This window comes from Protofrankia sp. Cj3 (genome assembly GCF_917627355.1).
Classification (GTDB): Bacteria; Actinomycetota; Actinomycetes; order Frankiales; family Frankiaceae; genus Protofrankia.
The window spans coordinates 37,025-48,478 of record NZ_CAKJTR010000014.1 but is presented as its reverse complement, the minus strand read 5'-3'; the positions used below and the strand labels follow the sequence as shown (position 1 = coordinate 48,478).

Below are 11,454 nucleotides of genomic sequence, written 5' to 3'. Positions count from 1 at the left end.
GTTCGTACCGTTCACACCCTACAGGTTCCGCCGAGCACCCCGTCAGGGGGCACTCGGTGAGTGTACCGGTTCGATGTCCGGAGCGGCCGCGGGCATCTGCGGGGGCAGGCCCGCTTCGGACGTGCCGGGAGCGGGAACCCCGGTGAGCGCCAACGGGCCGCCGTTGTGCTCGACCAGCCGGAACCGTCCGCCGTCACCACGCAGCAGCGTCCAGCAGCAGTTTCTCAGCGGCCCGAACCGCCACCAGACCGATGACGGTATCTCCAGCAGCCGTCCGATCAGGGCCCTGGCGGTGCCGCCGTGCAGCACCAGGACGGCAAGCCCATCCTCACCGGGGAGCCCTTCAGCGACAAGGTCGTCAATGACGCCAACCGCTCTGGCGCCGACCTCCACGTAGGTCTCACCACCGCCACGGCGCACGTCCTCGCCACGACGCCACGCCGCGTCCTCCGCGGGGAAACGGAGGGCCGCCTGCGCGGCCGTCAGCCCCGACCACTCCCCCAGCGAGATCTCCCGCAGCCTGGCGTCCATCCGAACCGGAACGCCGAGCTCAGCCGCGGTCGCCCGGCAGCGCAGCAGGTCCGAGGAGATGACAACGTCAGGGGCAAGCGCGCGGACCGCGGGTGCGACCAGCCGCGCCTGCGCCCGGCCGGTCTCGTCCAACGGAGGATCCGCGTGCCCCTGGAACCTGCCGACATCGTTCCAGGCGGTGCGGCCGTGCCGCCACAGCAGGATCCTCACCAGCGACCAACACCGGGTCCAGCGGCTTCGACATGCCGGGAAAGATCACGGTCGACGAAGGCGATCCGCGGGCAGTCCTTCCAGAGCCGTTCGAGTCCGTAGTAGGTCCGCTCCTCACCGTGCTGTACGTGCACCACAACATCGGAGAAGTCGAGCAGCACCCAGCGTCCCTCGCGTTCACCCTCGCGGCGCAACGGCTTGGCCCCGAGCCTGCGCAGTTGCTCCTCGACGCCATCAACCACGGCCTTGACCTGCCGTTCAGTGTCGGCGGACACGACCACGAAGCAGTCCGTGATAGCAAGACGCTCGCTGACGTCCAGCACGACGATGTCGCTGGCGAGCTTGTCCGCCGCGGCCTGCGCGGCTTCGAGGGCGAGTTCGACGGCTCGCGGGGATGCGGTCACGAATACATCTCTCCTGACTGGGTCACCGGGCTTCCGGCTGCGCGTCAAAAACATGATCGCGCAGCCGCTGGCGGCGGGGCATGCCCGTCGACTACGGTTAACGATCGTATGCGCCGGAGCGGTTTGCGTACCGCCCATCCAGCCTGACATACCCAACGCTTTCACGTGCCTGATTGTGGCCCGTACCGGTACCCTGGCCACGCCATGCGGGCAGGCGACAAGATCATGGGACGGGCGTCGCCGCTGGGTCGCGCGGTCGGTACAGCCCACTTTTGGCAATAAAGCGCACCACCCCGTCCGGGGTGAGGTACCAGATGGGCGCCCCGCGGCTCACCCGGGCACGGATGTCGGAAGAGGAGATCGTCAACGCCGGAACCTCCAGGAGGCTGACCGCGTCACCCGGTAGGCTCGCGTCGAGCTCCAGTTGGTAGCCGGGCCGGGTGACCCCGACGAAATGAGCCAGCCCGAACAGCTCCCGGACGTCGCGCCAGCTGAGGATCTGTGCCAGCGCGTCCGCCCCGGTGATGAAGAACAGTTTGGCCCGCGGCCGCACGAGGCGCAGGTCCCGCAGGGTGTCAATGGTGTAGGTTGGGCCGCTCCGGTCGATGTCAATCCGGCTGACGGTGAACTGTGGATTGCCCGCCGTCGCAAGGAAGGTCATCAGATACCTGTCCTCGGCTGGCGACACCTCTCTGTCCGCCTTCTGCCACGGACGCCCGCTCGGCACGAAGACCACCTCGTCCAGATCGAACAGTGCCGCGACCTCACTGGCGGCGACCAGATGACCGTTATGTACCGGATCAAAGGTCCCGCCCATCACCCCGAGCCTCACGGACGGACCGTAACGGGAGCACACCGTGATTTCGACTTCTCCGGGAAGTATCACATCCGCGCCCAACGGCCCGGACCGAGCGCACCGGGCATAGCGGCGGAAATCCAGCCTGTAGCCACCGGCCACGAGGAACGCCGCAAGGAACGCCGCAAGGAACGCCGCGAGGAACGCCGCGTCCCGCCGGGCCAGGGCCACCGGCCATCGCCGTAGGCTGACCACGTACTCGCCGGGGCTCGCCGTCGCCATGATCCGGCATCGACGCCCGCGCCCCGCCCAGATCAGCTCATGCTCACATCCCTGTTGCCGGTCGCTCCTCATTCTCGTTCAGTTCCCGTTTCCCCTATCCGTTTCTATTCTGTTCTTACGCTGTTCTTATTCTGTTAATCCCGACTCGAGGAGGCTACCTGATGCCGGTGAGTCCGCTCGCGGGCCAGCCCGCGCAGCCTGACATTCTCATCGACGTGGACGCGCTGCTGGCCGCATACCACGACGAGCGGCCCGACCCCGGCGAGGCATCCCAACGGGTCTCGTTCGGGACATCCGGGCACCGCGGGTCGTCACTGCGCCGCTCCTTCAACGCCGATCACATCGTCGCGATCACACAGGCGATATGCGAACACAGGGCCGCCCACCACGTGGACGGACCGCTGTTCATCGGTGTGGACACCCACGCCCTGTCCGCGCCCGCGCTCACCAGCGCGCTGGAAGTACTGGCCGCGCACGAGACGCATACCCGGATCGCCCCGGCTGGCGAGGCCACTCCCACCCCCGTGATCTCGCACGCGATCCTCACGCACAATGCCCGCCGCGCGGCCGGGCAGGCTCATGGTCTCGCCGACGGTATCGTGATCACGCCGTCACACAACCCACCCGCGGATGGCGGATTCAAGTACAACCCACCGACCGGGGGGCCGGCGGACACCGGCCTGACCACCTGGATCCAGAACCGCGCGAACGCACTGCTCGCGGACGGGCTGCGGGGGGTCTCACGGGTCCCGCCCGCGCGTGCCCGCACGAGTGCGGCCGTGCACGACTACGTCACGGCCTACGTCGACGACCTGGCAGCCGTGATCGACCTCGACGCGATCCGCGGCGCGGGCGTCAGGATCGGCGTCGACCCGCTCGGGGGCGCGAGCGTGGCCTACTGGCAGGCCATCGCCGAGCGTTTCAAGCTCGACCTCGACGTGGTCAACACCACGGTCGATCCACGGTTCGGATTCATGACCGTCGACTGGGACGGCAAGATCCGGATGGACCCCTCCTCGCCATACGCGATGGCGTCGCTGCTGCGTCTGAAGGATTCCTTCGACGTGGCGCTGGCCAACGACGCCGACGCCGACCGGCACGGCATCGTGACGCCGGGCGAGGGCCTGCTCAACCCCAACCACTACCTGTCAGCCGCGATCTCCTATCTGTTCACGCATCGCGACGGCTGGCCCGGCGCTGCCTCGATCGGCAAGACCCTGGTCAGTTCGAGCATGATTGACCGGGTCGCCGCCGGGCTCGGACGGGAGATCGTCGAGGTTCCGGTCGGTTTCAAGTGGTTCGTGGACGGGCTGATCGACGCCTCCCTCGGATTCGGCGGGGAGGAGAGCGCGGGCGCGTCGTTCCTGCGCCGCGACGGCCGGGTCTGGACCACCGACAAGGACGGTCTGATCGCCTGCCTGCTCGCCGCTGAGATCACGGCTGTGACCGGGAAGGACCCCGGTCAGCACTACGCGGCACTCACCGACAGGCACGGCGCACCCGCATACCGCCGGGTGGATGCGCCGGCCTCCCCCGCGCAGAAGGAGGTCCTGACCTCCCTGACCCCGGCTGACCTGGACGCCTCCATGCTCGCGGGCGAGCCGGTGATCACCGCGCTGTCCCATGCCCCCGGGAACGGAGCGGCGATCGGCGGGATCAAGGTCATCACCGAGAACGCCTGGTTCGCGGCGCGCCCGTCCGGCACCGAGGACGTGTACAAGATCTACGCGGAGAGTTTCCGCGGACCCGAGCACCTGGACACCGTCCTCGCCGAGGCGCAGTCCGTCGTGGACGCCGCCCTCGCCCGCTAACTGGCCGAATCGGCGGAAGGGGCGGAAGGGGCTGGCGGGGCCGAATCGGCTGGCGGGGCTGGCGAGGCCGGTCGGCTGGTTCGGCGGCTGGCCCGCCGGGCCAGCCGGTAGCCCATGTACACCGTCGCGGCGGACAGCAGGATCAGGATGATCGGCCCGATCAACGCGACGATCTGGGTCAGACCACCGACGAAGCGATCCCAGGACAGCCGGACGGCTCGGCCAAGACCCCGGCCGGTGCCGTCCGGAGCGCCGCCGGCCGCCGCGCCCCGCTCACTGATCCCGACGGTGAGGGTGGCAAGATCACTGGAGTCAGCCAGCACCTGGCGCTGGCCCTCAAGCTGTTCAATCCGCAACTGCACGTTGTCGATCTGCTGGCGGACGGCGAGGACCTCCCCGATCGTCCCGGCCTTGGCCAGGAGCGCCAGATAGCTGTCCTGGGAGCTCCGCAACGCCTTCAGCCGGGACTGGAGATCTACGTACTGGCCGGTCACGTCCCGGGTGGAAACGGTCGAAGCGCGAACCTCGCCGATCTTCCCGACCTGGTCGCGCAGCGGCTCGAACGAACCGCTCGGGACCCTCAGGGTGACGTTGGCACGCTCGCCACCGCTATCGGTGGCCGACGCCGAACCGCTGCTGTCCAGCGCGGACAGATAGCCCCCAAGCCCCTTCGCCGCGGTCTCGATGGCGGTGACCGCCGCGTCCACCCCGCCGGGGCGCACCCACAGTGCAACAGAACCGGTACGCACGATCCGCACCTCCGCCCCGGCCGGCCGGGCCTGGTCACCCGTTCCATCCGGTTGGGATCCGGGCAGGCTGGCCCGCCCCGGCGCTGGTGCGCCGACCACGTCAGAACCAGCCTCGGTGTCCACGCCAGCGCTGCCGTTCACGCCGGCGCCGCCGTTCATATCAGCGCCGCCGTTCGCACCAGCGCCGCTGCTCGAAGCGGCGGCGCCTGGAGCGATGCCGGGCGCGACGGGCAGCACCGCCGGTGCGGATCCCCCGTCCGAGTGCACGCCACCGAGCAGGAAGGCAGCAGCGGCAATCACAACAAGCCCGATGGCGAAGGCATAGCGAAAGATCCGGCGCCTGCCGGGGGCGCCCCCGGCGAAACGATCACTTATCGGAGCCCTTCCCAGCCCGGCCGGCCGTGTCCGTTCCGGGCTGTCGGGCTCCTGAGTGTCCGCCCCTGTCGCCGAGCCTGTCATAGCCATCACCGCGGCCGTCCTCCCATCAACGATCAGCTGTCGGAAGGTTGGACGCACGCCTCGCCCGTTCGGTTCACCCCGATTTCAGCCCGGCGAGATCCAGGCCCCGGGCACCAGGCCCCGGGCAGCAGACCCGGGCACCAGACCCCGGCCGCGGAGCCTATGCCGGGAGGATGCGTTCGATGAATGCCTGGAGCTGCTCGACGTTGCGGCACTCGACCATCTCGTCAACCAGGTCGGCATAGGCGCGGGTGGCCGAGTCGCCCGAGCCCCAGTAGGTGCGCGGCTCAGGATTCAGCCAGTAGGAGTGCCTGGCCTGAGCACACAGCGTCCGCAGCACTCCGGCGGCGTTCGCCCGGTAGTTGTTACGGGCGTCGCCCAGCACGAGCAGGGAGGTTTTCGGGCTGACGGCGTCAGGGTAGCGCCGTGCGAACACCTCGAAGGCATGCCCGTAGTCGCTGTGCCCGTCGAACCAGATCAGATCGGCCTCGCTCGCGATCCGCGCCATCATGTCGCCGACGTCGCAGCCCCGCAGAAACCGGGTGACCTCGTCGGTGGTGTCGATGAACGCGAACGCCCGGACCCGGGTGAACTGCTCCCGCAGCGCGTGCGTCAGCAACAGGGTGAAGTGCGCGAACGACGCCACCGAGCCGGAGACGTCGCACAGGACAACGAGCTCGGGCTTGTGTGGTTTGTGCGGACGGTGGTGGGTCCGCAACGGCACGCCGCCGGTGGCGAGCGAAGCCCGCACGGTGCGGCGGAAGTCCAGCCGGCCGGAGCGCCCCAGCTGGCGGCGAGCGGTCAGCCTGGTCGCGAGCCGGCGGGCCAGCGGATAGACCTGCTGGCGCAACTCGACGAGATCACGCTGGGACGCCCGGAGAAAGTCGACCTGGTCCGCCAGGGGCTTGACCGCGGTCGTCGCCACCGCGTCCACCCCGCGTTCCTCGGCAAGCCTGCGCCGAACCTCGGCGGCGACCATCTCCTCGAACGAACGGATCCGCTCGGTGATCGTCTGCCGGGCGACCCGCTCGGCGAGGCCCCCGGTTGCGGCCCCGTCGAGCATCGCGGCCAACAGGTCCGCGACCAGGGAGTCCGGTGAGAGCGCCCGCATGACCCGGTACATGAACCAGGAGCGCTGCCCCGCCCCGACAGGGGCCGCTCCGAGCGCGGTCACGGCATCTCTGGCGAGGCGGCGCAGTGTCTCATCGTCCTCGTCGAGCAGTGCCCGCAGCAGGTCAGCGCGCATAGCCTCGCGCAGCATGTCCGGATCCAGCTCCGCGTGGCCGCCACGCTGGTGAGCGTCGTTGTCCTCGCCTGAGTCCGCACCGCCCTCGCCGAAACCCTCGACGGACAGACCAGCACCGATCCGCGGCGGGAAGTAGAGGTCGAACAACATGTCAAAGGTGACCCGATGGGCCGGGCGCTTGCACATCGTGGCCGCGAAGGCCGCGTGCAGCGCTCCGCGGTCAAGCAGCCCGACCGCGCCGACCGCGCGGGCCGCGTCCACGGTCTCAGCGCTGCTCACCGGCACGCCCGCCGTGCGCAGCGCGGCGGTAAACGCCACCGTGCGGTCCAGCACGCTCATCTCGGCCGTCCCATCGCCTCAGGGCACATCGGGGGTCAGATCAGGAATCACATCAGGTCATGTGCCAGTTCAGGTCAGTTCAGTTCCGACCGAGCTTGAGCTGGCCAGCCGCCCGCGCCTGGTCACTGGCATGCTTGAGAACAACACCCAGCGTGGACGACACCGCCTCTTCGTCCAGGGTGTCGATACCCAGCGCCAGCACGGTCTGCGCCCAGTCGATCGTCTCGGCGATCGACGGCGCCTTCTTCAGCTCCATCGCCCGCAGCGCCCGGATGGTCCGGACGATGGCTTCGGCAAGCCGTTCGGGCAGCTCCGGGACGCGAGCGAGGACGATCTCCTTCTCGCGCGCCGCCGACGGGTAGTCCAGATACAGGTACAGGCAGCGACGTTTGAGCGCCTCGGAGAGCTCCCGCGTCGCGTTGCTGGTCAGCACCACGAACGGACGGCGGCTGGCCACGATCGTGCCGAGCTCGGGAATCGTCACCTGGAAATCCGAGAGCACTTCCAGCAGGAGCCCCTCGACCTCGACGTCGGCCTTGTCCGTCTCGTCGATGAGCAGCACGGCCGGGTCGTTGCGCCGGATGGCGGTCAGCAACGGCCGGGGCAACAGGAACTCGTCGCTGAAGATGTCGTCATGGGCCTCGTCCCACGCCTCGTCATTACGCCCGGCCTGGATACGCAAAAGCTGCTTCTTGTAGTTCCACTCATACAGCGCCCGAGCCTCGTCCAAGCCCTCGTAGCACTGGAGACGGATCAGTTCGGCGCCGGTCGCGGCAGCCAGCGCCTTGGCGAGCTCCGTCTTGCCCACCCCGGCCGGCCCTTCCACGAGCAGCGGCTTGCGCAACCGGTCGGCCAGGAAGACGGTCGTGGCGATCGCATGGTCCGCAAGGTAACCAGCCGCCTCCAGGCGTCCGCGGACATCCGCCACATCGGCGAAGGCATGCTCCTGTAGCGGCATATACACCTCTCGTGTACGACTTGAGAACCGTTTCCATAGTGCCAGTGACAGGTGCGCGCGGGCGACATCACCGCGACCAGATCACTCCACCTGCTCATAGGCGAGGACGGTCAGGAACTCGACGAACTCGTCGACCAATGTCACCCGCTCGAACAGAGCCGCGGCATCGGCGTAGCGCCCGGCGTCGAACGCGCGCGCGCCGGCCGCGGACCGGATCGCGGCCAGTTCCTCGGCCTCGATGTCTCGGACGAGATCCGCGGTCACCGGCCGGCCGTCAGCCAGCCGGGCCCGTACGGCGATCCACTGCCAGATCTGCGAACGCGAGATCTCAGCGGTGGCCGCATCCTCCATGAGGTTGTCGATGCCAACCGCGCCGGTCCCCCGCAACCAGCTCTCCAGGTAACGGATGGCCACGTTGATGTTGTTCCGCAGGCCCGCTTCGGTGATCGAGCCCGGGGTGTCGCGGATCGCGAGCAGCTGTCGGGCGGTCACGGCGACATCGTCACGCCGCCGGTCGATCTGATTCGGGCGCCCGCCAAGCACGGCGTCGAACACCTCGGTGCAGACCGGCACCAGATCCGGGTGGGCGACCCAGCTGCCGTCGAAACCGTCATGGGACTCCCGCTCCTTGTCCTCGCGGACCTTTGCCAGCGCATGTGCGTTGATGGCTGGATCACGACGGCTCGGGATGAAGGCGGCCATCCCGCCGATGGCATGCGCACCACGGCGGTGGCAGGTGGCCACCAGCAGCTCAGTGTAGGCGCGCAGGAACGGCACGGTCATCGTGACGGCGCCGCGGTCGGGCAGCACGAAATCAGCACCGCGGGCGCGGAACGTCTTCACGGTGGAGAACATGTAGTCCCACCGGCCGGCGTTCAGCCCCGCGGAGTGCTCCCGCAGCTCGTAGAGGATCTCCTCCATTTCAAAGGCCGCCGGCAGCGTCTCGATGAGGACAGTCGCCCGAATCGTCCCGCGGGTGAGCCCGAGGGCGTCCTCGGCCATGGTGAAAACATCATTCCACAGCCGCGCCTCAAGGTGACTTTCCAGTTTCGGTAGATAGAAATATGGCCCGACGCCACTCGAAACCAGCGCATGGGCGTTACGGAACACATACATCCCGAAATCGAAAAGCGCACCGCTGACCGGTTCGCCGTCGACCAGAACATGCCGTTCCGGCAGGTGCCAGCCGCGCGGGCGCACGAGCAGGGTCGCAAGCTTCTCGCCCAGGGCGTAGGTTCGGCCGTCCGCGCCCGTGAACATCAGTACCCGCATAATCGCGTCGGTCAGATTACGCTGCCCGGAGATCATATTTGCCCAGGTGGGCACGTTGGCATCTTCGAAGTCGGCCATGAAGACCCGTGCCCCGCTGTTGAGCGCGTTGATGACCATCTTCGCGTCGGTCGGCCCGGTTATCTCGCACCTGCGATCGGCCAGGCCTGGCGCGGGCGGGGCGACGACCCAGTCGCCGCCGCGGATGTCCGTGGTCTCGGCCAGGAAGTCCAGGCCCGCTCCAGCGGCGACGGACCGCTGGCGCTCACGCCGCCGCTCCAGCAGCTCAGCGCGGCGGCCAGAAAAAGCGCGCTGAAGGGCGGCGACGAAGGCGAGCGCCTCATCGGTCAGCACCGCCGCGGCGTCAGCGGGAGCGAGCCCGCTGACCACCCGGTCCACCTCCACACCTTGCGCAGCTCCGGCAGCACCTTGCGCAGCTCCGGCACCTGTTCCGTCGGCCGGCCCGTCGGCACCCATCACGTCCCCTCCCTGCTCCACGAACCCCGGTCCGCGAACCCCGCTCGACGGAGCCCGATCCACGGAGCCCGATCCACGAAGCCCGATCCACGAAGCCCACTCGACGAACCGTCCACGGCACGCCGCCGGGTATCGGCGGAAGCGAAGCTACCGGCTGGTCGGCCAGGATGCGGGCGGTGGGCGCCGAAGCGATCGGCTCAGCCGGTATCGGTGTGGCCCGCGGCCTTGCCAGCAGCCACCTGGACGCGGCTTCCCGCTCGAACGACGACTCCCGGAACACACCGTAGGACAAACCCGGACACGTGCACCACCGGACGCAGCGGCGGGGGCGAATACCGGTGTGGGCCCGCCTGCCGTGTGCGTACGCGGGAAAAGAGTCCAGCATGAAGGTTGTTCTGTTCTGCGGCGGCCAGGGACAGCGTCTGCTGGGAACGGGCGCGGACCAGGTATTTGTGCCGAAACGTGCCACGGACGCGCCGAAGCCGATGCACCTGGTGGGTGGAAAACCCATTCTCTGGCACCTCATGAAATGGTATGCGACATACGGGCACACCGACTTCGTGCTCTGCGTGGGCTTCCGGGGCGAGTTCGTCCGCGCCTGGGTTGGGAATCTCGCCAGCAAGCGTGCCGACGAGCCGACGGCGCTGCCGGGTGTGCCGCGACATCATCTGCTCGACGGTGAGGCCGCCGGGTGGTCGGTCACGATCGTCGACAGCGGGCTCAGCGCGCCGGTGGGGCAACGCCTCCGGGCGGTGCGGCGCCTGGTTGACAGCGAAGACCTGTTCCTCGCGAACTACGCGGACGGCCTGTCCGACGTCCCGCTGCCGCAAATGATCGACGAGGCGCACCGGTCCGGCGCCGTCGCCACGCTGCTCGCCGTACGGCCGCCCGAGAGCATCCACACCGTCGACTTCCAGCCTCGGTCAACCACGATCAGCGAAATCGCTCCCATGGCGGAACAGGACGTGTGGGTGAACGCGGGATTCTTCGTGCTACGGCCCGCGATCTTTGACATCCTCCATCCGGGCGAGGATCTGGTCGACGCGCCGTTCGGCCGGCTGGTCCGGGCCGGCCGGCTGGGCGGCTACCGGTACCGCGGGTTCTGGCGCGCCATGGACACGGCCAAGGACCGTCTCATCCTGGAGAAGCTGTGGAGCTCCGGTGTCCGGCCGTGGGCCGTCTGGGAAGACCCGGCACATGACCAGTTCGTCCCCTGGTGGCCCGCAAGGTGACGGCGGCCACCTCCATTCGAACATATGTGCTATCGTCGAGCACACGCCGCCTGGCGGACCGGGCACATCACCAAACCCCGAGCCAACCCCCCGAGCTACCGAATCCCACAGCGTCAGCCAACCAAGGAGAAGGAACCATGACGACAGCAGTCGAGCCGATCCCCGCCGACTACCCCGTGATCACCCCGTACCTGCACGTCGACGGCGCGGCCGACGCCATCGATTTCTACACCCAGGTCCTCGGGGCAACCGAACGGATGCGTATCGGCGCCCCGGGAGGAAAGATCGGCCATGCGGAGCTCGTGATCGGCACATCTATGATCATGTTGTCGGACGAGTTCCCCGAGATGGACGCGGCGGGCCCGCGGACCGTAGGCGGAACGCCGGTCAGCATCCACGTGTATGTGACGGACGCCGACGCGGCCCATGACCGCGCGGTCAAGGCCGGCGCCAAAAGCCTGCGCCCAGTCGAGAAGCAGTTCTACGGCGACCGCTCCGGGCAGTTCGAGGACCCGTTCGGTCACCGGTGGTCCGTGGCGACCCATGTTGAAGACGTCCCGGCCGAGGAGCTGGCCCGCCGCGCGGCCGAGGTCATGGGCGGCGCGGCGGACGACCAGAGCTGAGCCCATCCCCGGCGCACGGGGAAGGAGCAGCGGCCTCGCCGCGGCCCATATTCCGGCCTCTGTCCATG

10 protein-coding genes are annotated in these 11,454 nt (G+C 68.6%); 3 read left to right on the top strand and 7 right to left on the bottom strand.

Annotated elements, in window-relative coordinates:
• Positions 1-42: 42 nt before the first annotated feature.
• The 3 genes from MJ783_RS03445 to nadD all read right to left on the bottom strand — a co-directional run bounded on the left by MJ783_RS03445 (position 43) and on the right by nadD (position 1,977).
• The gene (locus MJ783_RS03445) at positions 43-741 is read right to left on the bottom strand and encodes a histidine phosphatase family protein (RefSeq protein WP_239308448.1); all 699 of its coding nucleotides are present in this window, start codon (positions 739-741) and stop codon (positions 43-45) included.
• Complete coding sequence (gene rsfS / locus MJ783_RS03440) at positions 738-1,145, bottom strand: ribosome silencing factor (RefSeq protein WP_239308447.1); 408 nt, start codon at positions 1,143-1,145, stop codon at positions 738-740. The genes MJ783_RS03445 and rsfS overlap by 4 nt, the downstream gene beginning before the upstream one ends.
• Positions 1,146-1,368: 223 nt before the next feature.
• The gene (gene nadD, locus MJ783_RS03435) at positions 1,369-1,977 is read right to left on the bottom strand and encodes a nicotinate-nucleotide adenylyltransferase (protein ID WP_255725451.1); all 609 of its coding nucleotides are present in this window, start codon (positions 1,975-1,977) and stop codon (positions 1,369-1,371) included.
• Between the two features lie 407 nt (positions 1,978-2,384).
• Here nadD and pgm point away from each other — a divergent pair, with 407 nt between their 5' ends.
• Complete coding sequence (gene pgm / locus MJ783_RS03430; protein WP_239308446.1) at positions 2,385-4,034, top strand: phosphoglucomutase (alpha-D-glucose-1,6-bisphosphate-dependent); 1,650 nt, start codon at positions 2,385-2,387, stop codon at positions 4,032-4,034.
• Here pgm and MJ783_RS03425 read toward each other — a convergent pair.
• From MJ783_RS03425 to aceB, 4 genes are all read right to left on the bottom strand, one after another.
• Entirely contained in the window at positions 4,031-5,248 is a 1,218-nt protein-coding gene (locus tag MJ783_RS03425; protein WP_239308454.1) for a DUF4349 domain-containing protein, read from the bottom strand. The genes pgm and MJ783_RS03425 overlap by 4 nt on opposite strands.
• A 154-nt stretch (positions 5,249-5,402) precedes the next feature.
• Positions 5,403-6,827, bottom strand: coding sequence for a VWA domain-containing protein (locus tag MJ783_RS03420; RefSeq protein ID WP_239308445.1), 1,425 nt, complete (start codon positions 6,825-6,827; stop codon positions 5,403-5,405).
• Positions 6,828-6,906: 79 nt separating this feature from the next.
• Positions 6,907-7,785 carry a MoxR family ATPase gene (locus tag MJ783_RS03415; protein ID WP_239308444.1) on the bottom strand — a complete coding sequence of 293 codons (879 nt, stop codon included), beginning with the start codon at positions 7,783-7,785 and terminating at the stop codon, positions 6,907-6,909.
• Positions 7,786-7,866: 81 nt separating this feature from the next.
• Complete coding sequence (aceB, locus tag MJ783_RS03410) at positions 7,867-9,531, bottom strand: malate synthase A (RefSeq protein ID WP_239308453.1); 1,665 nt, start codon at positions 9,529-9,531, stop codon at positions 7,867-7,869.
• A gap of 383 nt (positions 9,532-9,914) precedes the next feature.
• Here aceB and MJ783_RS03405 point away from each other — a divergent pair, with 383 nt between their 5' ends.
• Entirely contained in the window at positions 9,915-10,763 is an 849-nt protein-coding gene (locus tag MJ783_RS03405) for a hypothetical protein (RefSeq protein ID WP_239308443.1), read from the top strand.
• Between the two features lie 137 nt (positions 10,764-10,900).
• Positions 10,901-11,386 (top strand): glyoxalase/bleomycin resistance/extradiol dioxygenase family protein, encoded by a 486-nt coding sequence (locus tag MJ783_RS03400; RefSeq protein WP_239308442.1) that lies wholly within the window; start codon positions 10,901-10,903, stop codon positions 11,384-11,386.
• Positions 11,387-11,454: the final 68 nt, after the last annotated feature.